This window comes from Desulfosporosinus burensis (assembly GCF_054657535.1).
The window spans coordinates 164,548-189,534 of sequence record NZ_BAAHYN010000003.1; the positions used below are offsets into that span (position 1 = coordinate 164,548).

General features: G+C 45.6%; 24 protein-coding genes. 1 reads left to right on the forward strand and 23 read right to left on the reverse strand.

Annotated elements, in window-relative coordinates:
- Nucleotides 1–33: 33 nt before the first annotated feature.
- From ACYQ3Q_RS06055 to ACYQ3Q_RS06130, 16 genes are all read right to left on the reverse strand, one after another.
- The gene (locus ACYQ3Q_RS06055) at nucleotides 34–231 is read right to left on the reverse strand and encodes a DUF1858 domain-containing protein (RefSeq protein WP_459927718.1); all 198 of its coding nucleotides are present in this window, start codon (nucleotides 229–231) and stop codon (nucleotides 34–36) included.
- Nucleotides 232–577: 346 nt separating this feature from the next.
- Nucleotides 578–715: a hypothetical protein gene (locus tag ACYQ3Q_RS06060; protein ID WP_459927719.1), complete on the reverse strand. Its 138-nt coding sequence runs from the start codon at nucleotides 713–715 to the stop codon at nucleotides 578–580.
- A gap of 184 nt (nucleotides 716–899) precedes the next feature.
- Nucleotides 900–1,955, reverse strand: a complete 1,056-nt coding sequence (locus ACYQ3Q_RS06065; protein ID WP_459927720.1) for a methionine synthase — start codon at nucleotides 1,953–1,955, stop codon at nucleotides 900–902.
- A gap of 1 nt (nucleotide 1,956) precedes the next feature.
- Nucleotides 1,957–4,110, reverse strand: coding sequence for a glycoside hydrolase family 2 protein (locus tag ACYQ3Q_RS06070; RefSeq protein WP_459927721.1), 2,154 nt, complete (start codon nucleotides 4,108–4,110; stop codon nucleotides 1,957–1,959).
- Nucleotides 4,111–4,265: 155 nt separating this feature from the next.
- Nucleotides 4,266–4,694 carry a Fur family transcriptional regulator gene (locus ACYQ3Q_RS06075; RefSeq protein ID WP_459927722.1) on the reverse strand — a complete coding sequence of 143 codons (429 nt, stop codon included), beginning with the start codon at nucleotides 4,692–4,694 and terminating at the stop codon, nucleotides 4,266–4,268.
- 228 nt (nucleotides 4,695–4,922) lie between these two features.
- Nucleotides 4,923–5,093 (reverse strand): DUF362 domain-containing protein, encoded by a 171-nt coding sequence (locus tag ACYQ3Q_RS06080; protein ID WP_291300766.1) that lies wholly within the window; start codon nucleotides 5,091–5,093, stop codon nucleotides 4,923–4,925.
- A 114-nt stretch (nucleotides 5,094–5,207) separates the two neighbouring features.
- Nucleotides 5,208–5,363 (reverse strand): hypothetical protein, encoded by a 156-nt coding sequence (locus ACYQ3Q_RS06085; RefSeq protein WP_291300765.1) that lies wholly within the window; start codon nucleotides 5,361–5,363, stop codon nucleotides 5,208–5,210.
- A gap of 89 nt (nucleotides 5,364–5,452) precedes the next feature.
- Nucleotides 5,453–6,796, reverse strand: a complete 1,344-nt coding sequence (locus ACYQ3Q_RS06090) for a vWA domain-containing protein (RefSeq protein ID WP_459927723.1) — start codon at nucleotides 6,794–6,796, stop codon at nucleotides 5,453–5,455.
- Nucleotides 6,783–7,700 carry an AAA family ATPase gene (locus tag ACYQ3Q_RS06095; RefSeq protein WP_459927724.1) on the reverse strand — a complete coding sequence of 306 codons (918 nt, stop codon included), beginning with the start codon at nucleotides 7,698–7,700 and terminating at the stop codon, nucleotides 6,783–6,785. The genes ACYQ3Q_RS06090 and ACYQ3Q_RS06095 overlap by 14 nt, the downstream gene beginning before the upstream one ends.
- 221 nt (nucleotides 7,701–7,921) lie before the next feature.
- Nucleotides 7,922–9,058 carry an N-acetyl-alpha-D-glucosaminyl L-malate synthase BshA gene (bshA, locus tag ACYQ3Q_RS06100; RefSeq protein ID WP_459927725.1) on the reverse strand — a complete coding sequence of 379 codons (1,137 nt, stop codon included), beginning with the start codon at nucleotides 9,056–9,058 and terminating at the stop codon, nucleotides 7,922–7,924.
- A 38-nt stretch (nucleotides 9,059–9,096) separates the two neighbouring features.
- Nucleotides 9,097–9,456, reverse strand: coding sequence for a YlbF/YmcA family competence regulator (locus ACYQ3Q_RS06105; RefSeq protein WP_034145830.1), 360 nt, complete (start codon nucleotides 9,454–9,456; stop codon nucleotides 9,097–9,099).
- 104 nt (nucleotides 9,457–9,560) lie between these two features.
- Nucleotides 9,561–10,256 (reverse strand): hypothetical protein, encoded by a 696-nt coding sequence (locus ACYQ3Q_RS06110; RefSeq protein ID WP_459927726.1) that lies wholly within the window; start codon nucleotides 10,254–10,256, stop codon nucleotides 9,561–9,563.
- Between the two features lie 74 nt (nucleotides 10,257–10,330).
- Nucleotides 10,331–11,092, reverse strand: coding sequence for a histidinol-phosphatase (locus ACYQ3Q_RS06115; protein WP_459927727.1), 762 nt, complete (start codon nucleotides 11,090–11,092; stop codon nucleotides 10,331–10,333).
- Between the two features lie 75 nt (nucleotides 11,093–11,167).
- Nucleotides 11,168–12,487 (reverse strand): metallopeptidase TldD-related protein, encoded by a 1,320-nt coding sequence (locus ACYQ3Q_RS06120; RefSeq protein ID WP_459927728.1) that lies wholly within the window; start codon nucleotides 12,485–12,487, stop codon nucleotides 11,168–11,170.
- Nucleotides 12,484–13,977: a TldD/PmbA family protein gene (locus ACYQ3Q_RS06125; RefSeq protein WP_459927729.1), complete on the reverse strand. Its 1,494-nt coding sequence runs from the start codon at nucleotides 13,975–13,977 to the stop codon at nucleotides 12,484–12,486. Before ACYQ3Q_RS06125 ends, ACYQ3Q_RS06120 begins: the two co-directional genes overlap by 4 nt.
- 222 nt (nucleotides 13,978–14,199) lie before the next feature.
- Complete coding sequence (locus tag ACYQ3Q_RS06130) at nucleotides 14,200–14,706, reverse strand: GNAT family N-acetyltransferase (protein WP_459927730.1); 507 nt, start codon at nucleotides 14,704–14,706, stop codon at nucleotides 14,200–14,202.
- Nucleotides 14,707–15,568: 862 nt separating this feature from the next.
- Between ACYQ3Q_RS06130 and ACYQ3Q_RS06135 the strand changes: the two genes are divergently transcribed.
- On the forward strand, nucleotides 15,569–16,483 hold the full coding sequence (locus tag ACYQ3Q_RS06135; protein ID WP_459927953.1) for a Na/Pi cotransporter family protein: 915 nt from the start codon (nucleotides 15,569–15,571) through the stop codon (nucleotides 16,481–16,483).
- A 77-nt stretch (nucleotides 16,484–16,560) separates the two neighbouring features.
- Here ACYQ3Q_RS06135 and ACYQ3Q_RS06140 read toward each other — a convergent pair whose 3' ends face one another.
- From ACYQ3Q_RS06140 to selD, 7 genes are all read right to left on the reverse strand, one after another.
- Nucleotides 16,561–16,893, reverse strand: a complete 333-nt coding sequence (locus ACYQ3Q_RS06140; RefSeq protein WP_459927731.1) for a hypothetical protein — start codon at nucleotides 16,891–16,893, stop codon at nucleotides 16,561–16,563.
- Nucleotides 16,890–17,417: a molybdopterin-guanine dinucleotide biosynthesis protein B gene (gene mobB / locus ACYQ3Q_RS06145; protein ID WP_459927732.1), complete on the reverse strand. Its 528-nt coding sequence runs from the start codon at nucleotides 17,415–17,417 to the stop codon at nucleotides 16,890–16,892. The genes ACYQ3Q_RS06140 and mobB overlap by 4 nt, the downstream gene beginning before the upstream one ends.
- Nucleotides 17,418–18,632, reverse strand: coding sequence for a molybdopterin molybdotransferase MoeA (locus ACYQ3Q_RS06150; RefSeq protein ID WP_459927733.1), 1,215 nt, complete (start codon nucleotides 18,630–18,632; stop codon nucleotides 17,418–17,420). It lies immediately after the preceding gene.
- 216 nt (nucleotides 18,633–18,848) lie between these two features.
- Entirely contained in the window at nucleotides 18,849–20,783 is a 1,935-nt protein-coding gene (locus ACYQ3Q_RS06155) for a flagellar assembly protein A (RefSeq protein WP_459927734.1), read from the reverse strand.
- A gap of 148 nt (nucleotides 20,784–20,931) precedes the next feature.
- A complete protein-coding gene (locus tag ACYQ3Q_RS06160) occupies nucleotides 20,932–21,978 on the reverse strand; it encodes an LCP family protein (protein ID WP_459927735.1) in 1,047 nt (348 codons plus the stop codon).
- A gap of 130 nt (nucleotides 21,979–22,108) precedes the next feature.
- Complete coding sequence (gene bshC, locus ACYQ3Q_RS06165; RefSeq protein WP_459927736.1) at nucleotides 22,109–23,680, reverse strand: bacillithiol biosynthesis cysteine-adding enzyme BshC; 1,572 nt, start codon at nucleotides 23,678–23,680, stop codon at nucleotides 22,109–22,111.
- A gap of 42 nt (nucleotides 23,681–23,722) precedes the next feature.
- Nucleotides 23,723–24,796 (reverse strand): selenide, water dikinase SelD, encoded by a 1,074-nt coding sequence (selD, locus tag ACYQ3Q_RS06170; RefSeq protein WP_459927954.1) that lies wholly within the window; start codon nucleotides 24,794–24,796, stop codon nucleotides 23,723–23,725.
- Nucleotides 24,797–24,987 lie beyond the last annotated feature (191 nt).

The window sequence follows — 24,987 nt, forward strand, 5'->3', positions numbered from 1 at the left end:
TAAGCTCTCTTGATGCTTTATGCAATGCATATGTTAGACTTCTGCAATAGCCTTATTCAATTTTGCAACAAGCTCATCCGCATTCTTTCCATGGGTTAACGCCGCTCCTTCAATGCTTTCCATTGTGGAAGACGGGCATCCTAAACAGTGCATCCCAAGTTCTAGGAAAACCTGAACAGTTTGGGGATATGATCGTAACACTTGACCTACTGTCATCTCTTTAGTTAACATATAAATGTCCCTCCTTTGGATTCCTTAGTAAAACGCTTGGTTTTATTATAAAGCATATTTGTCGGATATGCAACCTGGTCGAGCCCACGTTCTAATGCGCAAATCACAACGTACAAACATACCACAGTAGCAAACCCCGGGCCAATTTGTTACACAAGCGCGACGCCTCTACGTACAACAGACAAGCAACCTCCTCGAAAATCCCCCCTAGACAAGACGGTGCACATGAATGTGCCGTCTCCCAAATACAAGTACTGCAAGTCAAGAACCGTCCCCAACTTCTACCCAACTTCTATTCGTTCCCCGACCTAAGCCCAGGACGCAGTGTCACACGAGCGCGACGTCTTTACGTAAGCAGACTAGCAAACTTCCGTTCAAGCGACCGACCCCAAATACGGGACAGTGCACAGGGATGTGCACTGCCGCCAACCGAACCAAGGTCCCCTCCCGCCATCCTTGGCTCCGGTGACACTAGACCATCCATGGTCGTCGGATGGCGAGTCTGGCACGATAGTCTCCAGTGGAGATTATCGCCGTAGGCGGGTTCTTAAAATAATACTTTCGCCGAAGGATGTATCCCGCTCCCCATACCAGGAGCTTGAACGGTTAGTTTGCTCTGCGTCGTAAGCACCGAGCGCTGTGTGACACAAGTCCCCTCACAAGTCCCCTCACGCAAGTCCCGCTAAAAGCCCATACACATGTTCTGCCAAGTCAATTGGAAGTGTTCCCGTCCCACAACTCGGGGTTATCATACTTTGTTGACGAAGCAGCGCTTCGTCGACCCCTCGTTTCACAAGCTCTGCGATGTTCTGTTCCAATCGAAGTCTAAGGCTTTGAGCCGTTTCTTGCCAGGCTACCGGATTCGTGGGAACAATCCCCCAAGAAAGAACCCCTCCACGAGCTAAGTACCGGTTGATGGGCTCAGCTAAGACCATCATACTTTGCATATAATCATAAGCATCGAAATTTACAACCTGCACCTTGGAGTCAAAAAGAAGGGTCCAATCCATCCCTGCGCAGACATGCACACCAGGAATCCCACCTTGCAGAAGAATTCCTTCAATAATTACATTTAACTCTTCAATAAGTTGCTCACGATTTAAGGTAACATGAGTTGAGGCACCGAAGCCATAAAGCGCTGGATCGTCAATAGTCATCAAGACTGGCAACCCGAACTTTCGAAGCCGTTTGGTTTGCCACTCGGCGTGCATGGCAAGGGTTTTAACTAGCATATCCCGCAGAGTGTCATCATAATAGCTTGAGCGTCTATTTTTATCTGTAATCTGCATCCCTAGTGTCAATGAACCACTAACTTGTCCCTTTAAAAGCACAGCGTCCCGGGTTCCGAACCGTTCAAGATCTCGGCAGAAAGCTTCAAACCCCTCGCCACCTTGGGCACTAAATCCAAAGCTCTCCAGAGCTTGTTCATTTCCCTCAACAGCCTCCAAATATTGAGTATAGAAGACCGTCATCCGTTCAGCCCAATCCTCAGCCTCAACTTGAAACTTTGGAACTTTAACATCAGCAATGACTCCAGTTTCCAGCAGAGCGTTGAGGTATTGCCCAACAAAAGAGCTTTCTGCACCAAGACCGGGAAGTTGAGGCCAATGCGGCGCAAGCGGTACACTTTTCCAAATCAATTCCAAGGCATCTTCACTCTTCTTCTGAGGTACACTTCCTACTCCGGAAGCCAAAAAGTTGGGTTTAAAACTATTAGTTTGCATATTAACCTCTTCCTATCCAGTAAATTATTGTTTCAGACAGCATATGCCACAGGTAAATCCAATCTGCAATGTAAAAAACGGCCCAAACCAAGACTGAACCAACTATGATCCCGGGTACCCACAAAAATGGCAAGTAATGTCCTCCTGTTCGGTGGATATCACGCACACGAATAGGTAGAAACAAGAAAACAAGCGCCATATAGCCTAGAATTGGATAGTAGAACGGAACTCCCCAGGGTATTGATGCCCATCCGATGGCAATAAAAACAGCCCATCGATAGCGACGTTCCAGCCAATAAACAAGTCCTACAGCATGCGGAGCGTCTGGCATATGGGGAGCTACCACTCCGACTTGAAGTAATCGCATCAGCATAAAGAACACGCTTAACATTGCCCAAGTCAACCAGGGGGATTGCGCTTGTATCAATTCAATCCCAGGCCACAAGTGTGAAACCCATGGACTACTATGAATCGGGATACGGAATACTCCCGAAGTCACTAATCCTGCCAACATGCCTTCACGAGCAAATACGAACAATCCATCCCAGCGCCAAGCATTACGCAAGCGTCGTCTCGGCTTTCTTGCTCCAATTTCCTTATAGCGCCAGGTTACTGACCTGATATTCATCCAAGCCAAGAAAACCATTAATAAAGCCCATACCTTACTAGCAATTGGTTCTTTAACCCAAAGGAGACTTGAGGTTAAAGGGGTCTCGACCGTTACCTGTCCCCAGTCTCCTTGAATTTTATTCCCCTGAATAACGAGCGACTGCTCCGTAGAGAGGTTTGCAACACCATTATGCATCGTTTCGAGGGCAAAGGCTATATTAGGTTGCACTGCTTGCCCTGCTTGGAGGAGATAAGACTTGGTCAAGCCGTCGGAATCCAACCCTTTTCCAACTGTCCATACCCATAGAGAGGGATGTAGCATTTTTTCTTTAATCATTTTTCGGAAGACAATGGGTTGCGGGAGTCGTTTGGAGGGAATTAGTTCAACGGGCAATTCTGCCCATAATCCCATACCAACACGGTCTGCAGCTTGTAACCAGAGCTCGTCAGGAGACTGACCGATAAAATAGATTAGGTTGACGCCATTTTGGCGCTCGGATCTCAGCCAAGCTTCCACCTCTCCGACATGCCTAAGCCGATACTCCTCCTCTGGTATTAAGGCCTTCCCCACAATGGGGATCAGCTGGTCATTCAATACCCAGTTCCCAGCCGAAAAAGCGATCGTACGCAGCCCTATGGGTAACGCCAAATCATCTTTATCCCCTTTACTGTTCGTAACCGTTAAATACAACTGATAGAGAAAGGGCTCCTCTAAGGTCCAACGTCTAGCATCCGGCACAGAAAACGTCAATATCACTGGAGAAGTATCCACCTTTTCTTGAGGGGACACAGTTAGCATCTGTTCCGCCACACCAGCCGAACCATCCGAGAGTACCCCGTAAACAGTCCAAGGACCTGCTTGAGAAAAACCTCGATGCTGTAGATTAGATTCTACCTTGATTTGTGCGGTAGTTCCATTCCACACTACTTGCACCTGCGGAGGCATTATCGTCGTTTCAACCACAGCATCCAGGCGAATACCACCCGTAATGCGCCCTGCTTTTGGCCAACGGGAGCCCAAAAACGAAGCTCGTTGTTCAGCGCTTCCGGCAAGCTCTACTAAGATAATATTATCCTCTCCATAGCGAAACGCCTTAGCAGGAATCTCTAATTCGTCCGCCCCGCCGCTTCCTTCAAATTCACCAATTTTTTGGCTGGTTGTGATCCCATTTAAGTATATGTTCGCCTGCCCTTGAACACCATTCAACGTAAGCAACATAGTTCGGGAACTCCATTCTCCTGGGATTCGCAATCGTTTTGCCACGACCGTAAATCTCTCACTCGAAGGTAGGGTTAAGGGCTTCCCTCCCGTTAAAAAGGATTGATTGTTAATGCCTTTAGCACGTTCGGATTCTGTTGTCCAAGCTTGGCGCAATGAAGAGAACTGATCCCAACTCCCGTTTAAATTCTGCGTAAAACGTGACGCACTTATACCTATTTGCCCGTGTTGAAGAGATTCCCCTTGCGGACTTTGCCAGTACCACCATAAGGCTCCTAAAGTTAATGCCCATAAAGCAATAAAAATCATTAAGCGACGATTGAACATAAAATCCCCTCTTTATATCTACACGCAAATTGCGATTAGTTGACTTATTCGTGAAAGATCTCCAAAACCCTTGCACTCCATAAAAATAAACCCATAGGTAACCAGCTTCCATCGAAGCACGCTTACCCATGAGTTATGTTTAAATCTATTTCCAGTTAATTCAACTGTACACCTTTAAGACACTCTGGACAAACTCCATGAAACTCCATGCGATGTCCGAAAACTTGAAACCCTGATTGCTCCTCGACTTCTTGATCCATGTCGATTAGAGGGCGATGGAGATCCGCCACCTTACCACATCTTGAGCAAACAATATGATAATGATTTTCTGGATTCCCGTCAAAGCGACTTGACATATCGCCATATGACAACTCCAAGAGGTGCCCATGCTCTTTCAGCATGTTGAGTGTATTATAAATTGTACCTAAACTCACCCCCGGAAATTTTTCCTTAACGTGGTGATAAATTTCATCTGCCGTGGGGTGGGATACAGTTTCCAGTATGAATTCTAAAATCGCCTGTCTCTGCGGTGTAAAACGGACACCTTTATTTTTAAGTTGTTTGAGAATTTCGATGGCATCCATACCCATATCTCCTTTTATTATTATAATTTAAAATTATTGTTATTTAGATAATAAATTAATATAATAAATTTGTCAACATAATTTCGCAACCTAAAAATCATATGAATCTGAACAGGGATGTTCGAGGTTAGCAATAGCTCATTTTGCATTCTCAGTCAATGGAGTCTGACTAGTATCAAAAAGGAGAGTTCATTCAACTCTCCTTTTTGGTAGTATTGTTTATGAGTATTACGCTGGATTTGGTGCTTCAACTGGACAAACCGTGGCACATGACCCACAATCGATGCAAAGTTCCGCATCAATAACGTACAAGCCATCACCTTCACTAATTGCGGAAACTGTGCACTCGCCTTCGCAAGCGCCGCAACTAATGCATTCTGAGTTAATAACGTATGCCATGTTACTACATCCCCTTTTCTCTCACTTCAAAAACAAATATACCAAAGCTTCGGAGAAAAGGCAAGCTATAAAACCCTATAGTATTTCCCATTGACACTTTAAATATACAACAATTTACAGATCTTTTTCTGGTCGATATGGTACTTGATAAAGCCGGCGCAGACAATGTGAGCAATAGGGTAAAACACGATTACTCACGTGATTCCTTCGGAATAAGATGTGACCTAAATCTTCATGTTCAAAACCGCAAGCCCGACATTTTTCTAACATAAGTATACCCCCCACACTTTGTGCGTTTCTGTACAAATAATCTATCTATAGTATGCTCCTTTTGTCCATAAAATAAACAAGCAATTCAATTAGAATTGCTTGTTTAGAATCTGTGTTAAATGACCTAGGGTAAAACATTCATACATCAAACAGGACGGCAGAAACGCTTTAACATGGGGTGTCTCCACCCAGCGACGCTCTGGGAGTGTATTGAGCCAAAGCACCTGACGGACCTGACGACGAATTCTTCCCAGTAAGGCCGCTGCTTTTTCCCCTTCCAGTGTCTGTGCATCACTTACAATCAGCAGCAATGTTTGCCTAGAAAGTGTATCAGGGAACCTACCCTGCAGGCTTTCCAAGGCATTCGCTAAATTCGTCCCTCCTCCCCATTCCTTTCCAGACACGGAGAGGGCTTCTTTAACCATTACCTCGAATCTCTGACCTTTTCTAAACTTGTCGGTTAAAGGAATCAAAGTTTCCCCAAAGGCGAAGGTTTTAATCCCACTAACCACCGTAGATAAGCCATAAACAAATTGCCAAATAAATTCAGTATACTTAAGCATTGAACCCGAAATATCACAAAGCAAAATAATTCTCGGACGACCCATCCGACGGCTGCGATAGCTTCGCTCCACAAGCACCCCGCCATAGCGTAAATTCCTCCGTAAGGTCGCGCGCATGTCTAGTCCACCACGTCTTCGAGCTGCCCGGTAGCGACGAGTTACCTGGCTGGCAAGGCGTTGACTAAGGCGGCGAATTAAGCGGATAACCTCTGGCCACTCTTCAGGGGAAATCTTCTTTAAATCTCGGCTTAAAACCTCCGCTTCCCGATCGCGAAGTGCACGTTCTACTTCAGAGAGCACTCCATCCGTGGATCCTGGCAAAGAAATTGGCTCTTCTTCGTTTAACTTCTTACGCCAATACTCCAAGGACCCCCGCAAAACCCGTTCAACCATAGGTTGATAAGAATGATCGACTGGTATTCCACTTCTCGTGCCATTGGACGATCTTTCCAAGAAATCACGCAGGCGTTGTTTGTCTTTCTCTGGTAGGCTAGCATAAATTGCTCGCTGTTCCTCATTAATATCCAACTCATTTTCCTGAAAACGCAAGTCTTTTCGGGTACTCTCGATCTGCTCGTTCCACTGAGTAGCCTTCTCTGCTACATCCTTCTGCCATGCTTCTTTCTGTTCTAAAGACGCGAAGTACGCCCGAAAGGCTTCTTTAAAGGCAGAAATATGTTGGACATTTTTTACGAGAGTTGCCTGGAGCACGGCCTCTACCCTTTCACGATCCGCTAAACCAATCACAGCTAATCCGTCTGCGGCATCTGAAATTTCAGAAGGGCTAACCTTAAGTCCTACTGACCTTAACAATTGCGCAAACTCCACTAAATGTCGATCTAACTCACTGGCTCTATCATGATTGTCCATGAGCACGTCTTTCTCCCTGTGCTAACTTACTAGACTCAAAAAGGAGTTGTTCAGCTCCCATCTCCCGATAGAAAAGTTCCACATCGTCCTGGCTCTTAAGCAGCAGGGTCAGTGTGGCATCAACCCAAGCAGGATCGAGGCCAGTCTTACCCATCACGAGCAACGCCTTAGCCCAGTCCATGGTTTCGGATACCGAAGGAATCTTATTAAGAACAAGCCGCTCTCTAAGGATATTAACCGCTCTAGCCACTTCTAAAGCTAATCGTTCTGGCAAATCGGGAATTTTGGCTCGAAGAATACGGACTTCTTTGTTCACTGAAGGTGGTTCCACGTGCAGGAAAATACAGCGTCGTTTTAATCCGTCCGAAAGCTCCCGTTCTCCATTAGAGGTTAAAACCACAATAGGACGTTCTTTGGCGATAATTGTCCCCATCTCAGGAATAGTCACTTGAAACTCACCCAAAAGTTCAAAGAGAAATGCCTCAAATTCCGAATCCGTCTTATCAATCTCGTCAATGAGCAACACAGTTCGCTTCTCACTCAAGAGTGCCTGAAGCAAGGGTCTGGGCAGTAAATAATCTGTTGAAAAGAGGTCAGCTTCTGAGAGGTGCTCTCGACCCATTTGAATCTTTAAAAGTTGACGCTGATAATTCCATTCGTAAAGGGCTTTAGTTTCATCAAGCCCTTCATAACACTGCAAGCGGATAAGCTGTGCCCCAAAGACCTGACTTAACACTTTAGCAATTTCCGTCTTGCCTACCCCTGCTGGCCCTGAGACTAAAAGTGGTTTACCTAATTGCGTCGCTAAAAAAGCAGTCAGCGCGATTCGATCATCCCGTTCGGTAATATAACCGACGGATTCCAACTCATTTTCAAACTGATCTAGCGTCATCCGGTTTGGCATCTAAACCCACCCCCTAATCGATGTTCGATGTTCGATATTCGTGGTTCGAATGCTTAATAAACCACGACAAAGATGTTCGTAGTTTAAATCTACATGAACCTCGAACATTTATGATATCTGATATTCAGACTACGAACCACAATCCACTAACCACTAACTTCGAACTACGATAATGACCTTTGCGGACTTCCCGCTCCGTACCACGAACCACGATAATCGAACTACGAACTACGACCTTGGATCGCATCTTCGTAAGCCGACTCATATTCTTTCACAGCCCGTTCTACCGGAAACGTCTCTCTTGCCCAAGTTACAGCCTGTTCAGAAAAGGACTTATAGCGTAAATCGTCGGTCAATAGGCTAAGTACTGCCTCACTCATCCCTAGGACGTCCCCGACTTCTGCGAGATAGCCGGTCTTGCCATGGATAACGACTTCGGGTAATCCACCAACCCGACTGGCGATGACCGGAACCCCACAAGCCATCGCTTCAAGGGCGACAAGACCAAAACTTTCCTGTTCCGATGGCAGAATAAAAACATCAACCATCTGCAAAATTTCTTTAACACTTTCTTGTTTTCCTAGAAACATGACTTTTCTCTCAAGCCCTAGTTTTACGGCCTCCCGTTCAACCCGAACCATTTCCGGTCCATCACCGACCAGTAAAAGCCGACAGGGAATGACTTTCTCAACCAGAGAAAATATTCTAACCACATCCACGACCCGTTTCACTTCTCTAAAGTTTGAGATGTGGGCCAAGATTTTCTCTCCCTGTGGAGCAAAGTGTCTCCTGAACCGGTCCATCAGTCCCTTCATCGGTAGATATACATTGGGGTCAATAAAGTTCGGAATTACCTTGATATCTTGATCTATAGGCCCAAAGATCTTTTCAGTATCCCTTGCTAGTGAACGAGAAACGGCGGTTATCTGGTCACTAGATTTAAGTCCTAAGCGGGTTAAATTAAAAAATTCTTCAAAAGCACCGACCAAAGTAACATCCGTACCATGTAACGTTGTCACCAACGGCAGTGGCCTAGTCATCATTTGTTTGGCCAATAATGCACTAATACTGTGCGGAATTGCATAATGAGCATGGATCACGTCTAACCCTACATAGTTCGCGACTTCGACAATTTTATTAGCGAGCAACAACGTATAAGGGGGAAATTTAAACAAGGGATAGTTCACATCAGTTACCTCATGAAAAAAAAGTTTCTCATGAAATCGATGTAAACGAAAGGGTCGAGCGGAAGAAATAAAGTGGACTTCATGCCCATGTTCCCCCAATGCATACCCCAGCTCCGTCGCCACGACTCCGCTCCCCCCATAACTGGGGTAACAAACCATTCCAATTTTCATCAATTCAAACCTTCTTTAATTTAGCATATCATCTCACTTCAGGGGGCCATCTCCTCATAACCTATTGGCATAGCGTCTTGAATTGCCTCTCCAATGATCTTCTGAATGTCATTGACAATGCACGAAACTTCAAATTCAGCTTCTAAATACTCCCTCGCTGCAGGGTTTAAACTCACTAAACTATATAAGCGTTCTAGCTCTTGCTGTTTCTCCTCGCTAATCTCTTGTTCTAACATTTGCGCCTCGCGAATCTCCCATTGTTTCAATTGAAATTCGCGTACCATCTTGTGATTACTAGCATCACTCATTACTTTTTCCTTTGATTTAAGAAATTGCTTGAACTCATTAGATTCCTTAAGCGTACGCGCCAATTCATAAGCTAAATCGTTTGCAGCCATATCCTTTTCCTCTCCTCTGTCCCACTATCTCTATAATTGTCTTATTATATAAAATTTTAGTGGCTGAGACAAATCACATCCAATGTGAATGACCCAGCCTAACCTCAAATTTTCTGACAGGTACTTACAAGTTTCTCCAACAAATCAAAGGCCTGCAAACGGCTAAACGACAGCAAATTATCCCATTGCTCTCGGTTAAGTTTCCAGGGACAATGAACCGCCACACGACTAGCAAATCCCAAAGGACTTCCCCCATATAGTTTTTCTAAGCGACGTTGAGAAAGACTAACCACTCCTGGAGCATGTGCATTACACATTATCGGCTCGAGGCACAGAGCCGGCTCACCTTGATACGTCACTAATAGCGAGAATTTAGCGAGTTGCTCTACAGCGACTTTTCCCTGTTCAATGGACCCTTCCAACGGAACAGAATCGGGCTGGATAATCCCACCCAATTTCCGCCAGAACTTCTTGTCATCGGCACTATTGATGGAAACGCAAACTCCCACTGCCCCCATTTGACGGGCAAAATTCACCACAAAACGAGCAAAATCACATTCAATAGTTCCTTTTAAGGATAATCCTTCTAAAATAACTAACCGCTCGGCACTGCTTAAAGTGAGTTCTCCAATTCCCGCCTCCCCCAACTCAAGCACATTTAATCCTGGTAACACATGGATCTGCGGATTTAATCCGGTTCCTCTATCTGTCAAGAAGGCCCCTAGGGCTTGCGCCCAATCTTCAAGGCCATCTTCGTTCCATTCTGATCGAGGGGAAAGCTCAATTTCTATCCAAGGCATTTGCGTCTCTCCTTTACACTCCGTCACACACATATTGTTTAGTGTTTCACCGTCGTGTAAAGTTATGCAAACATCTAATCCAATGAATAACGCACTTTGTCAAAACTTGAAAACCCAACCACAGTGTGAACCCCGATCTGTCGCAGGACCTGACTCGCTTCCTCTAGATCTCGCCCTACTACTTCGGCACAATGAGCATCAGCCCCCAAGGTAAAGTCAATTCCCCGCCGCTGAATTTCCTCCATTAAACGTCTTTCAGGGTAGAATTCTTGAACGGGCTTATACCGACCATTTGTGTTCACTTCTAAGGCTAACCCCCGTTCTGCTACGATCGTTAAGGCCTCATCAGCCAGCTTCAAGATATCCGTTTTCGGTCGAATTCCAAATAGTTTAATGAGATCAAGATGACCAATTGTAGTAAATAGCCCACAACTAGCTGCATGTTTTACAAGCTCAAAATATTCACGATAAATCTCATCCGCATCTTTCTTATGATGCATAGGCTCCTCTTCTGGAATATCAAAGATCCAGCCATTCATCTCATGAACTGACCCAATCACAAAGTCAAACGGATATTGATCTATTAAATCTTTGATTCGTCCTTCATCTTCTAGCCGATATTCCGCCTCGAAACCAACTCGTACCACCAAATGAGGATAGTCTTTCGCCACTTCCCTGATCAGTGGAAAATTCATTTGCTCAAAATAATAGTCATGATCGGCAAAGCCAATTTCTTTTAATCCTTTGCGCGACGCTACATCCAAAAACGCCCGGATGTTTTCTCGGTTTGCCTCCCGATCGTTATGCCCGAGTAGATGAACATGCAAATCTAACATTACAGCATTCAGACTCCTTCACTTTTTATCCACTTCCTAGACTCCCACTTCGACTTCAGGCTTCTGACCTCTGTTTTAAAGAGTTTGTGCTCCTGTTTTTATCATCAGATAAGGCAGATTACTCAGGCTTGCCTGGGCCGTTTTTGTCGTTGGCGCGGCCAAATCCGCCAAGAAATTACCGGTTAATTTAACATCCGTTCGCCCAACGATTTTGCCCATTAAAATCCGCAAACAGTGGGGCGCACTGAGCGAATATGAGCCCGAGACAGCTTCTTGAGTATGTAAACCAAGCACTGATAAGACAAGAACACCATCTTCTACCCCTTGCAAAGCCTCTTCCCAAGGAACCTCGGCTTGATGCTTAAGATATAGTCCACCTGTTCCTTGTGGTAAAGCTGTCGGTTTCGCACCCCAGCGCACAGCATCTTTCACCCTCAGATAAGGAGTCTGCAGAAGCCCATCTCGGGCTAACACTGTCCGATGTGCAGGAACTCCTTCAGGTGTCACCATATAAGACCCTAATTCAAGGGGTCGAAGTGGGTCAATCAGTAAAGAAAAATGCGGATGAAAGACTAGTTTTTGATCTAGAAAATTTTCTTTAGAAAAGGCACCCTGTCCCTCGATCACACGATCACCCGAGAAATTAGGTAATACAAACTGTCCCAACATATCCTCTGTCATAGACGGAGAAAGGATCACTTGAGTCTGGGGTCCAACAGGAGGTGCTTCTTTCTTCATCCCCTCATACTGATTCACGATTTGTACCCACAAATCCTCTCGTTCTTCCGGACGAATAAGACGGCGCTTAGCAAATCCACCCCCTACCAAACTATCAAAGGAAAACCAGGATATAAATTGAGACTGTTGATATGTAACAGCAAGCCCTGTCGAGGTACGAACATGTCGATAGCCCCAAGCAGCTTGGATGCTGCCTTGCATCTTCGCTTCAGAAGGTCTGTCCTTAAGCCATTGTTTGACTTGATCGAATAAAACCTCGTCCTTTCCAGCGATTATTTGTTCAATAGCGCGGTCCTCGAGAGCTACTAGCTCCAGGGGTTCTGGCGATGGAATATGTGTTGCATCCGGGTCTTCATAGGAAGCCAGCTTCCATTGCTCCAATTCCTTCGGCCAATAGTCTGGGTCATTTTTAAATGGTAGCTGAACAATGGCCTGACTACATGTCCCATCAGCCCAGACCAAAAAAACCTCTCCACTTTCACCCTGTCGATAACTAGGTGGAGTATAGACACTCCCTGGTGAATTGTCTTTGATTCCTAAGGAAACTGCTTCCGATTCATGGACCAAAATTCGCCAAGCCGATAGGCGTAGTTCCTCTTTCTTTGGGGCCTGCTGAGACTGATAGAGAAGATCCTCCAATTGCGCAACGAGTTTCATGCCTGCTCCCCTCCTAAACTGACTTGCTGATCAACATCCATGAGCAAGTAACGATGACTTCCACCGCTTGAAGCGACAGATTGCCCACCTTTACCGCACGCTCCAATCGCATCGAAGCACCCTTCTCCTAACCCCCCGCGAATTGCCTCTAACGCAGAAAGAATTTTCCCGCTAAAAATCGACGGTTGATAAATCGGCAGGTTTGGATCAGCCACATCAATAATTCCATCGCATTGAAAGACAAAATCCCCCGTTTTAGGATTAACTTGTCCACCTCGATACCCCAAAAGAAGCAGATTCTTCTCTCCCTCACGTAACTCACCGTTTTGCAAAAGAGTTTCACGGACAACTTTCACTTCGTCCATCAAGTGTTCGGCTGGAGTTAACGGAAGCATGCGGTCGACCAGCAAACGAATATTGCTCATCCTAGGCAAAGGAATTTGTCCGTAGCTCTCTGCTCTTCCCGCTCCTGTCACCGGCATGCCCGCTTCTTCCCCAGAGAAAATATCCCCCAGACCAGCCACCAGCACTCCATCCTTGACAATCGTCACGGTTTGTCTTAAAAGTCCATTGGCAGAAAATGGTTGATAAGCCCAGTCTCCAAGAAGTGGACCATCGATGATATTGACACCAGGCCTCGCCACCCGGAGCCCTTTGCGCAGTTTCCCAGCTTCTCCTAGTACGGACTCATTCATGTGATCCGATTCGACTGCATGTCCAAAGGCCTCATGCGCCAAGCCCTTGGCCAGTCCATAATCAATAATCAACGGATAATGACCGCTCGGCAACTGAGGCGCACCACACACCGCTTTGGCAAACGCTGCCCGATCCAGTGCTTTTTTTTCTAAAGAGTGATCCGCTAGTTCCTCAAAGAGCACTGTAGCATCCATGCCACTGCGATGAATCAACGTACTTTGTGCTTTACCCTGATCCCGAACTGTCCCCTGATGCATCAAGACCGCTCTAGGAATAACAAAGGATACCAACGTTCCATCTGAGCGCCCGATACACCATACCTCTTCGATTTGTCTATAACTTGTCTGCCAAGAGCCCTCCGGAAAACCATCCCGCAAACGGGAATGTAAGCTTATCACCTTCTCCTGAAGTTCTGGCAAAGAAATTTCTCCAAATACTTTTTGGGCTGGATTCCTTACCTTCTCCTGAATCTGTGGAGCCTCCCAAATCTGACGATTTCGTTTTGACCCGATCGCTTCATTTCTACGGGCCAACTGAATAGCCTTATCGATTAATGTGCGGCTGAGCTCTAACGCTAAAACATCAGAGTTGGCAAATCCTGATGCCCCCTCCTTCGTAAAAGCCTGAACTCCATAGCCGCTATCTCCTCCAGTCGAAACCCGATCCAATCGCCCGTTACTCAAACGCAGGCTCCATTCCCGGCGAGATTGAGCCCGTACTATAAAATAACCTTCCAACCCCTTGGTCTCCGCCAACACGGCTTGAACTAATGCCCTAATTTCTAGTTGCTCCACAATTGCCTCCTTGATAGTTGAACTCTAATAAGGATATTATACCACGGAGCGCAGAAAGGAACCTTATATAGAAAACATATCCCGAGGCCTGTATAAAAAAATAAGCCTCAGGACATGATTTAGATAGTCTCAATTTTTCAATTTTTTATCCCCACTCCTCTCTTTTACTTCACTTGCGACGGCTGATACGTCGCAAGCTTTTTTTATATTAGCAAGTTTTCTTTAATCTACTAATTTGACCAATAGCTTTCGTTCCTCAGCAAAACCATACTTTTCGTAGAGCTTAAGTGCTCTCACATTATGACTACTAACCGCAAGGCCTAGGTAGAAAACCCCATGGGTACGGCAATACTCCTCAGCAGCTTTAAGCAATACTTGGCCTGCGCCTTTGCCCCTCCACTTCGGAACAACTCCTAAATCCATAATCCAACCCTGAGTCAGACCTGTTAACTCTTCCTGTGACGTTGGGTGAAGAACTAAATACCCAATCGATTGAGTTTTTCCCTCTTCAGAACAAGGCTTTCCATTTACCTTTGCAGCCTCCACAATGAAGACAACAGATCCAGTCTTCTGAATCCACGTCCAAAACCCAGTAAGAAATCCCTCTCTGTATCTAATGGTTTCTTCAATAGGCTGTTTACGCCATGGCGAAATGCTATCCAGCATACCTTTCTTTCCAAGGGTATAAATAAAAGGCCAATCCTGAACATTCCCCTCACGAACTCGCATATCATCACCTCTTGGGTTAACTTATGCAAACACCCCCTGTCAGGTTTGAGCCAAATAATATTATTTATGTAGGCACTAAATGAGTGCCTTTTTTAGCGTTTAGAAACAATCAATACTGCGCTTTATGTATAGTTAAGAGCATTCTAAAGTCATCCTAAGTCGGTCGGTAATTTCTAACTCTAGTTCTTGATAATTTCCTCGTTCAATACAATTAACAGAGCCCCAAGAATATCTCCATCAAAATCACCCCACCGTAGTCTGCGATGCGAGGAGAGGCAAACAACTCCCGCTCTCCCACGAGGAAAGCGGAGAACCCCCTCCATGGCTTCCCCCCATGCTCACCGTACCGCGCTTTTGCGTAAACGCGCAAACAGCCCCCTCCAAGAACTTCTAACACCGTTCTTAACCCCGTCGACCCAAGCCAAAGATGCAAGTCAAGAACCGTCCCCAACTTGCACTCAACGAGCACGTCCCACGCTTTTGCGTCCAGGGACGCAAATAGCACTCTAAGAACTTTCTTACATCGTTCTAACCCCCTTCGACCCAAGCCAGAGGAAGTTTCTTAGCTTAGAGAGCACTATTAGTGGAATTGCGTCAATGAGCGCAGAGGATATGGCGTTAAGAAACTCAACGGGACTTGTCCATGGATGGACTGATGTCGCGGTGCCAAGGATGGCAAGGAGCGACGCACTTGCAGAAAGCCCAGAGGTTTTGAGTTTTAGGCATAGCCTCAAGTGAATAGCGATGGATCACGATAGTCTCCAGTGGAGACTATCGCCGAAGGCGCTACCAATAACGAACACTTACCGCCGTAGGATGCTAAGACACTTCCTCCCACTACTCCCGAAAGAAGGTGAGACCACTGTATATCGCCATCCTTATCCTAGGCCTCTGCCTTCTACTCTGGGGCATGAAAATACTGCGGCAGGGGCTGCAAGCCTTTGCCGGGCATCGCCTCCACCAAGCACTTCTTTGGATGACCGCAACTCCTTGGCGCGGGTTCTGGAGTGGCTCAATATCCACAGCTCTTCTTCAATCAAGTACTGCCTTGACCGTAATGGCCGTATCTTTCGTCGATGCCGGGCTCCTCCCCTTTGGCAACGCTTTTGCCCTAATCTTAGGCAGTAATATTGGCACCACCCTTACGACCCAACTCCTTGCTTTTCCCCTAGACCAGATAACACCCTACATTATGATTCTCGGTTCTCTAGGCTTTCTCTTTATTCCGTCTCGCTGGCGATTTCTTTCCCAATCTGTTTTCGGCCTTGGAGTTCTCTTCTTCGCCTTAGGTTTACTCCAAGTCGGGATGGCCCCGCTCGTTCATTTGCCCGCAATTCAAAATTTTCTTCGACAACTAGGCGACAACCATCTTCAAGGAGTCATCGCTGGGACAGTGGTATCTGCCCTACTTCATTCCTCCAACGCCACTACGGGCATTGTAATGCTGCTTACGGCTGACGGATGGATAACCCTACCCACAGCACTTGCCTTTATCTTTGGCGCCAACATTGGCACCTGTTTTACGGCCGTCTTCGCAGCACTCGCCTCCTCGCGGGCCGCTCAACGGGTGGCACTATTCCATGTCTTACTTAATGTATTTGGGGTACTACTCTTCTTACCCTTCGTTGAACCACTTGCCCATGGACTAACACTCATGGGAGGAAGCCTCTCGCGCCAGGTTGCTAACGCCCATACCATCTTTAATCTTTTGTCATCTCTATTGGCCTTTCCCTTATTACCTTGGGCAACCCGCTTCCTTAAAAAAATCCTTCCCTAAAGCCCCGGAACGCAGTGTCACACAGGCGCGAAGTCTTTACGTAAGCCAGAATAGCAAACTTCCGCTCAAGCGGACCTCTAAGACAGACGGTGCACATGAAATGTGCCGTCTCCCAAACCTCCCGTTCCATTAAGTTCTATCGTTCTTCGTTCTTCGTTCTTCGTCCCTCGTTCCCTCGTTCCCTCGACCCAAGCCAGGGACGCAGTGTGACACGAGCGCGACGTCTTTACGTAAGCCAGAATAGCAAACTTCCGCTCAAGCGACCGACCCCAGATACGGGACAGTGCACAAGGATGTGCACTGCCGCCAACCGAGCCAAGGATGGCGAGTCTGGTGGGTATCCCGTTCCCCAAAGTAGGAGCTTGAACGGTTAGTTTGCTCTGCGTCGTAAGCACCGAGCGCTGTGTCACACAAGTCCCCCCTTCACCCCAAACCTTTCGGCGATCAAATCACAAATCCCTCGGGCATCATCCAGGCCAAAGCAGGGAATCCCGTTATCAAACGAGATATCACTAGCAATAGCGATAAGCTCCTCCGGTTTAGAGAAGAGTCCCTGATGCACGGCCGAGCGATACACCTCGATTTTTGGTTTGTTGCCATGCTTATATCCCTCGGTAAAGATCACATCCACCCCCTGAATTCGGGCGAGAACCTCATCGAGAGGCTGATCGTCTGCTACACTCTCCAAGATTGCAATCCTTTTGGGGGAGCTGATTGCGACGATATCCGCACCCGCTTGGGCATGGCGCCACGTATCTTTACCCGGTTGATCCATTTCGAACCCATGGACATCATGCTTCAGCGTCGCAACCCTCCACCCACGGAGCTTAGCTTCACGAATAAGTTTTTCTAAAAGTGTCGTCTTCCCTGAATTGGACTTTCCGCCCACAATCGAAATAACGGGAATTCGAGATCTCACCTCTCTAATATTCATCTAATTCTCCCAGCTCGCAATCCAACTCGCCATCAAGAGTTCCCCCGGTTCTACAGATCCATGGTTCGCTGGCACATCCACCAATAGATGACTCCCGATCATCGAACGTAGAATTCCTGAACCTTGAGCCGGAGTAAGGTCTGCCCATATTTCTCCATTTTCAAATACCGCTTGAGCACGCAAAAAACGCCTTTGTCTGCCCGTTTTACCAAAACCACTGGCCATTTTAACTAAGAATTGTTTCTCCTCGTGAATAGAACGCCCAGCAATTTTGCGGAGTACCGGACGAACTAAAAGTTCAAACGTGACCATGGCAGCAGCAGGATTTCCCGAAAGGGAGAAAAAGAGTTGTTTTCCCTTTTGTCCGACTGAAGCAGGAGTGCCCGGCTTTAAATCCAATTTCCAAAACAGCATTTCGCAGCCAAACTCGGCTAGAGCATGGCGCATAATATCGTAATCCCCTACCGAGGCTCCCCCAGTAGTAATGATCACATCAGCGTCTGAAACTTTTGCCAAGGCCTCGAGTGTATCTTCCATTTGGTCAGAGACAATAGGAATTGCCAAAACCTCACAACCAGCCTCTTGAAGCATCCCTCGCAGTGTATAACTGTTACTATTATAAATCTTAGCTGGAAGTAATGATTGCCCAACATCCATAAGTTCCGACCCAGTCGAGAGTAAACCCACGCGCGGACGACGGTAAACGTTAACTTGATCCAAACCAACCGCAGCTAATAAACCCAGTGCCGGTGGGGTTAAATAAAAGCCTTGTCTGAGGAGTGTGTCTCCCTCTTTAATCTCTTCTCCTTTAGGCACCATATTTGAGTTTGGCAACACCGGACTAATAACTGTCACTTGATCACTCACTAACTCTGTGTCTTCCATTCGCACCACGCAATTGGCACCAGCCGGAATGGGGGCACCTGTAAAAATCTTGGCAGCCTCTCCTGTGAGAATTTCTCGATCTGAGAAGGTTCCTGCCGGGATTTCGCTGACAACCTTTAATTGGAGTGGTTGAGAATCAGACTCTCCCGCACGGTAAGCATACCCATCTAGCGGCGAGCGTTCAAACGGTGGCATCGCAATTTGGGATGTCACATCCTGACCCAATACGCGTTGATAGGCATCCGTGATTGCAACCCACTCTGTCCCGACTGGCTGGATTCGCGAAAGGACCAATTCCTTAGCTTCTTCTAATTCAATCATAATTTTCATATGTACTCTATCCTTCCACTCTGTGTTTCAGGGTCATAAATCTCTGCAAATTAGTAATACCCAGGTTCCTTTAAGTGTAGCATAATCCATAAGGTTGTTAAAGAAAACCAAAAAACAATAACCTGCCACTAGCAGGTTATTAAAGAGACTTCGTTTAACTATGGAACACCCGCGTCTTACAAGAAGTGGGGTGTTTTAACCAATGAATCAATCAAATTATAAGGGATTTGCCCGTACCTTTTCAAATTGAACACGGCCATTTTCCTGGTAGATCTCTAAATCCTTATAGGCTTCTTCTATATGCATTATTCTCTTGCCCACAGCTATAATGACATTGGGATGGCAATAATCTACATGCAGATGGCTTCGGGGGCTGATTTGGACAAAGGTTGAACTGACCTCCGAGCTCCCAAGTTCTCTAATGCTAACCTTACCTCCGGCAAAAATCTTCCCGCCCCGGCATACCCCTTCAATAGTAAGGTCTCCTTCGACACGAATATCCGAGTTATAAGTACCCTTTTGACATTCAAAGGCACCCCCACATTCAATGACGGCACCCTGCACATAACTAGCAACGAAGCTAAGCTTTTCCGGAATCTCAATCGTAATATTTTCAATAAATTGCTCCAGTGCTTGACTCACCCGTTGTAAAAATGGCAGCGCTTGAGGGTCTAAAGGCCCTAATCCCATCAAAAAATGTTTTGCTGTTCGGATAGAAACAATCAAGCCTTCGCTAATCATTTCGTCATCCTTATGTTCCAACACAAATTTTTCCATACTAACCGACATTTTAGGAAGTTCAGGGAATTGCTTTTCTAGCATCAATTTTAGACATTGTCCGGGTTTTAAACTAACAGCACCAGGCGATTTCATTAACTCAGCCGTATTGATTAAACAAGCACTTAGTTGATCTTGTAGCTGAGTCACTCCCCGGAGAAGTTCTGAACGAACCACGAATTTCTCACCAATGACGACTTTTCCGCCTAAAAGGTTTTGATGAATTTTAGCACCTTTTTCTGCCCTTAACTCTGCATGGGAAACAGATCCCCTAATTTCTATCTTTCCTCCAGCGAAAACGCGAAGGCCATCCTGGACATTTCCGTTTATGAAAACATCTCCCGGGAATTCAATACTTCCCGTTGCCAGATCAACATCCTTGTGTAAAACATAGACATTCTCCACCATATACGCTCGTTCATCCAGGCGTATAGGTTGTCCAGCACACTTAGCAATCACTTCTAATCCATCCTCTGAAAGATAGACATTCTTTTTTGCACGAAATAGAAAATCCTTAAATGGAGGCGTTACTAGAGTTTTTCCTAATACATCTTGGCCTGGAACTCCTGGCTTGCCCGGAACTTTTCGAGCAAGAACTGCCCCTTCCTTGACCAATTTTACTTTTGAGGCAAAAAAATCTATTTTTTTCTCCTCTGTGTAAGAAAGTACTTGAGGCTCACCGACAAAGTCTATTAATTGCGCGTGTTCTGGCGCTACCGGAAGAGTTGCTTCAGCAACGACAACCTCCCCTACACCTTTAACAGCTTGAATCTCTTGCCAAATACCGGGCTTAAGCCCATGAATTACTTTTAATTGTTTAAGGTCTGCAATTAATCGGCCTTCATCCCAAATCTCCCCTTGAGCTGGTAGCGCCTTCCATGTAACATACTGTGCTAAATCAAGCGGATTCTGAACAGGAATGTCTTCAACAAGGCTATAATGTCCAGGTAATTCATGTTTAACTTTCGCCACGACAGACAATCCCTGTAAATACACCTGCATGTCCCAAGTCAAACGACCAGCCTGGACCGAGGGGCGGAATTCAACCTTATCTCCACTTTTAACGGGGAACGGCTGATCCTGAAGCATACCATCAAACAAAATTTCACCCGCCTGTGGGAACGGAATAAATTCTTTAACTCCTTCACCAAGGACGATGACATACCTAACACCATCCCAAATAACCAGGTTTTGGGTAAACACGGGAACTTGATTTTGGTCCTTCCAAATTAACCGTACTTTCCATTGACGAGAAAAAAAGGTGGGTTTTTCAATAACTTCCAGTATTATATCTTCCGGGGGAATTTGGAGTTTGTGTGCCCACTCTTCTCTAATCTCCTCCTGAGAATGTCCCTGAACTATTTTTTCTGGCATATAGAATCGCCCCACTTTTTTGTATAATTCACTTTTTTAAAATAATATCATACTTTTACCCATTCCCCATAGGTCGTAAGTCCTAATTATTAAAAAGAAAGGACCCTTTTCCATCTATACAAGCAGAAAAAGGTCCGTATTCGTTCTATTATTCTAGATTTCCCAATGGAATTGCTAAATATCCTGGAGATTTTCGTCCATTGGGGTCTTGGCTGTTTCCAGGAACTTTCGGCAAGGGCTTACTAGGCGTTGGCGTAGCAGGTTTTAGTAAATCAACATTCTCCTGGTCAATCACTTTGTTCGTCGTCTCCCCTTGAAACAGGTTTTCAACCACTCTTTTTACTTCGACGGGATCAACCTTCCAATAACTTACTCCATCAAGGTCCAAAAATGATCCGGGGAGAGTTTGTGAAACCATATTAGAGCTCTCAAATCCAACGGCTACCTTTGTTAACACAAAAATATCTTTAGAGGATAAGTTCGTATGGACCGCGTTCATAATTTGGGGAATCAGAAAGGGAAGTTTCGGAATTGTGCTTAACTGAAACATCTCTTTGGCAACCGCTTTCAGCACAACCTGTTGTCTTGCCGTTCGAGAAATATCTGCTAAAGCATCGTGACGAAATCGGGCATATTGGAGCGCTTTGTCACCGTTTAAGCGTTGCACACCTTTACGTAAGTTAATATACCCGTCCTCGATATCCCCAGTTTCATAATACATATCTTTCTCTACATCAACCGTAATTCCGCCTAAAGTATCAATAATTTTTTTAAATCCTTGAAAGTTGGTTTGAATATACCCTTTGATTTCCTCTCCGGTTAACTCCTTGACCGTCTTTTGCAAGGTTTCCAAATCTGTTTTTGACACTATTTCGTTTATCTTAACATAGCCATGCCCAGAAAGAGCGACACGCGTATCACGAGGGATTGAAAGCAAGCTAGTACGCTTCGTTTCTGGATCAACACTGGCCAAGATTATCGTATCCGTACTAAACTTTTTCTGTTCAGGTCGTTGATCCGCCCCGACAAGTAATACGCTGACCCTATTTTGAAGCCCTACATTCTGCGAATCCACCAGATTATCACTGGGCATCGTACCCCCTAATCCAAAGTATTGATGATACCCAACAAACCCAACCGCACTAATTCCCAGCAAAGCAACCGCCATTAGGACTAATCTCTTCACGAGTCGCACATTACCAACTCCAATAATTAAGGATCTTGTATTATTATTATACCCGTTTTCTTAAGATATAGGAACTCACTCCAGATTTAGTGTTTAATTCCATCTGGAGTGAGTTCACTGAACTTGTGAAGCATACGCACTATAAAAGGATCTGCTGCTCTGAAAAAGCGTCAATTGGAAGTTCTGCAATTCGATCTACAAAGCTAAGACCATAACGAGCGATAAAACTCAAGGGATTTAGAACTCGTTCCTGCCTAGAATGATTGGGAGTAATCCCATCTTCAAGGTCTTGGAAGCGTTTTAGGTCAGCATTGCATCGTTTACGCTGAGCCTGCCAAATCTTTTTTTGTAAATAATCTAATTGAAAATTAACTTTAACCTCATTTCGGATCAACCAGTCTTGAACATTGACGTGAATCTCCTTAAGTGCTTCAAGCTCCGCATATCCCTTTTCAATATGTGTTTTAAAACTCTTGAAGCGTTCATCGATATCTAAGTTATCCCGCTCTCGCACGCACCGTTCCCTCTGTTCCGTTAAGCCTCGATAAACATCACTAATCGTTAACGCTTGCTTGCTTAACGATTTTTGCCAGGAGGCAGTTAACACGACAGCCGACAAACGCGGATAAAGTACCGGCATTACAAAGCCAAATGTTGCAAAGACCCCCCCTAATTGGGCCCAGTAGTTCAATTCCCCTGGTCCCGCAACATAGGCCAAGGTCGGAAACAGGAATTCCTGAACAACAGGTCGAGTCACCACATTTGGGGAAAACTGCTCTGGTCTTTGAGTAATTAAGGAATTAAGGATATCCAAATCCCATTTTTCCTGATGCCCACGTAAATAAAAACTTTGATCATGACATAGGATAGCCCTCCGCTCGGGCACAGAAAGAAAAAGGTTAACTTCCCCTCCAGTTGGTTGAATCTGAGGCTCAAACCCTAGGGTTACCCATTCTTTAGTCCGTTCAGCTAGGGCCACTCGAACATCAGTATGCAGCTTTAGGATTTGTTCATACAGTGGAGCAGATAAGCGCTTAAATTCTGGTAACAAAGGATCAAAGAAAATTAGCCCCCATTTTCTAACCAGCCACTGTAACGTCAGGGCAAACCACTGAGTTAAGTTATTTGCTTGCTCCGTAAAGTTTTGACATTGTTTCAAAACAGAGGCTCGAAATTCACTCTCGGGGATCCCCATCAGTTGAGTTTCAATGGTTTCCCAAGCGGGCACAGGTTGATGACCAACAGATTTTCCTTCCCCATTACCTGGGATATGGCAAGGAATCACTTTACCCTCAGCATTTAAGAAGTAGGTCTCCCGAATCTCCAACCAATCATGGTCATCACCAGCAATCCAAAAAATCGGAACTACCGGACGTCCAAGCTTCTCACGCTGTTCTTTGGCCAGCCGAATCGTGGTCATCGCTTTAAAAAGGGTATACAACGGACCCGTCAAAATTCCAGCCTGCTGTCCCGTAATCACGGTCAGAGTTTCTGGATGTCTAAGCTCTTCTATCATCGTTTGCGTTTCCGAACTGGCTCCTAAGTGTGAATGATACTCCTTTAGAGTATCGGCCAAACTATCTCTAGAAAAGTTCCTGGTGTCTAAATAAGACGCGCGCCGTTCAAAATTGACTTGCATCTTGGGGTTTCCGCTCGGAAAAAAGAAGGCTACTTGTTCAAAACAAGTAGCCATGGTTTGCAATAGATCCATTATCATTATCCCTCCGCTACCTTACCAGTACACGGTATTTTATCATGCACGACCAAAAACCGCAATTCTTCCAGGTACGCCTTTTTGAATTTTCCCTATGACAGCTGCGGCTAAAGTTTTATGCTCTTCTAACTGTTTAATCAGGCTATCAAGACGATCTTCCGGTACGGATAATAATAACCCGCCAGAGGTGATCGCATCATGGAGCACAATCCGAAGTTCCTCTGAGACGTCATGCGCAAACTCTACCTTATCTTCAAGATGACGACGGTTGGCTTGCGTCCCGCCTGGAATTGCTTTTTGTTTGATACAATCCCAAACGCTGTCTAAGACTGGTACAGCCTCCGCATAGACCTCTGCACTACAGGCACTGGCCTCAAGCATTTCATGTAAGTGGCCTAAAAGCCCAAAGCCTGTCACATCCGTGACAGCATGAACCCCAACAGCTATTGCTACTTCAGCGGCCGTCTTATTTAGAGTAGACATAACTTGAATGACTTCTGCTTCCGCTTCAGGTGACACAATTCCCCGTTTAATCCCGGTGGTGATGATTCCTACGCCAAGTGGTTTTGTGAGAACTAAGCTATCCCCTGGCTTGGCTTTTGAGTTAGAAAGGACATGGTCCGGATGCACGATCCCAGTGACCGACAGCCCATATTTCGGCTCAGGATCATCAATAGAGTGCCCTCCAACAAGAACCGCACCCGCTTCCCGGATCTTATCACTCCCACCTTGAAGAATCTTCGCCAAAACATCCATATTAAGCTTTCCGACTGGAAAGGAAACCAGATTCATAGCAGTAAGCGGTTTCGCCCCCATTGCATAAATATCACTTAAAGCATTGGCCGCAGCAATCTGCCCAAACGCATAAGGATCATCTACCACAGGTGTAAAAAAATCAACACTTTGGACAATAGCCTGCTCATCATTAATACGATAAACACCAGCATCATCCGAAGTCTCCATACCAACTATAAGGTTGGCATCCTCTAAATTAGGAGGCAAAAAACGCAAAACTTGCGCCAGGTCCGCAGGACCTATCTTACATCCTCAACCCGCCTTAGTAGACAACTGCGTCAACCTGACCTTATCCGTCAGCTTATTTGTCGTATTCATATTCAGATTCATCCCCACACCACCCATCTCCTCATTATAAAACAATGACTCCAACGTATCACTCTTTTATTATAACCTAAATCAAAACCACGTCAACAACTTCACCAACTCCACAAGCACATTTGCACCTAACCACAAACAGCTAAGAATGCAAACCAAGAACCGTCCCCAACTTGCACTTACTTGCAAGA

Excerpts from the sequence above, each read along its gene's own strand:
- ACYQ3Q_RS06055 (WP_459927718.1), bottom strand. The coding sequence starts at position 231 with ATGTTAACTAAAGAGATGACAGTAGGTCAAGTGTTACGATCATATCCC.
- ACYQ3Q_RS06060 (WP_459927719.1), bottom strand. The coding sequence starts at position 715 with ATGGATGGTCTAGTGTCACCGGAGCCAAGGATGGCGGGAGGGGACCTT.
- ACYQ3Q_RS06065 (WP_459927720.1), bottom strand. The coding sequence starts at position 1,955 with ATGCAAACTAATAGTTTTAAACCCAACTTTTTGGCTTCCGGAGTAGGA.
- ACYQ3Q_RS06070 (WP_459927721.1), bottom strand. The coding sequence starts at position 4,110 with ATGTTCAATCGTCGCTTAATGATTTTTATTGCTTTATGGGCATTAACT.
- ACYQ3Q_RS06075 (WP_459927722.1), bottom strand. The coding sequence starts at position 4,694 with ATGGATGCCATCGAAATTCTCAAACAACTTAAAAATAAAGGTGTCCGT.
- ACYQ3Q_RS06080 (WP_291300766.1), bottom strand. The coding sequence starts at position 5,093 with ATGGCATACGTTATTAACTCAGAATGCATTAGTTGCGGCGCTTGCGAA.
- ACYQ3Q_RS06085 (WP_291300765.1), bottom strand. The coding sequence starts at position 5,363 with ATGTTAGAAAAATGTCGGGCTTGCGGTTTTGAACATGAAGATTTAGGT.
- ACYQ3Q_RS06090 (WP_459927723.1), bottom strand. The coding sequence starts at position 6,796 with ATGGACAATCATGATAGAGCCAGTGAGTTAGATCGACATTTAGTGGAG.
- ACYQ3Q_RS06095 (WP_459927724.1), bottom strand. The coding sequence starts at position 7,700 with ATGCCAAACCGGATGACGCTAGATCAGTTTGAAAATGAGTTGGAATCC.
- bshA (WP_459927725.1), bottom strand. The coding sequence starts at position 9,058 with ATGAAAATTGGAATGGTTTGTTACCCCAGTTATGGGGGGAGCGGAGTC.
- ACYQ3Q_RS06105 (WP_034145830.1), bottom strand. The coding sequence starts at position 9,456 with ATGGCTGCAAACGATTTAGCTTATGAATTGGCGCGTACGCTTAAGGAA.
- ACYQ3Q_RS06110 (WP_459927726.1), bottom strand. The coding sequence starts at position 10,256 with ATGCCTTGGATAGAAATTGAGCTTTCCCCTCGATCAGAATGGAACGAA.
- ACYQ3Q_RS06115 (WP_459927727.1), bottom strand. The coding sequence starts at position 11,092 with ATGTTAGATTTGCATGTTCATCTACTCGGGCATAACGATCGGGAGGCA.
- ACYQ3Q_RS06120 (WP_459927728.1), bottom strand. The coding sequence starts at position 12,487 with ATGAAACTCGTTGCGCAATTGGAGGATCTTCTCTATCAGTCTCAGCAG.
- ACYQ3Q_RS06130 (WP_459927730.1), bottom strand. The coding sequence starts at position 14,706 with ATGCGAGTTCGTGAGGGGAATGTTCAGGATTGGCCTTTTATTTATACC.
- mobB (WP_459927732.1), bottom strand. The coding sequence starts at position 17,417 with ATGAATATTAGAGAGGTGAGATCTCGAATTCCCGTTATTTCGATTGTG.
- ACYQ3Q_RS06150 (WP_459927733.1), bottom strand. The coding sequence starts at position 18,632 with ATGAAAATTATGATTGAATTAGAAGAAGCTAAGGAATTGGTCCTTTCG.
- ACYQ3Q_RS06155 (WP_459927734.1), bottom strand. The coding sequence starts at position 20,783 with ATGCCAGAAAAAATAGTTCAGGGACATTCTCAGGAGGAGATTAGAGAA.
- bshC (WP_459927736.1), bottom strand. The coding sequence starts at position 23,680 with ATGGATCTATTGCAAACCATGGCTACTTGTTTTGAACAAGTAGCCTTC.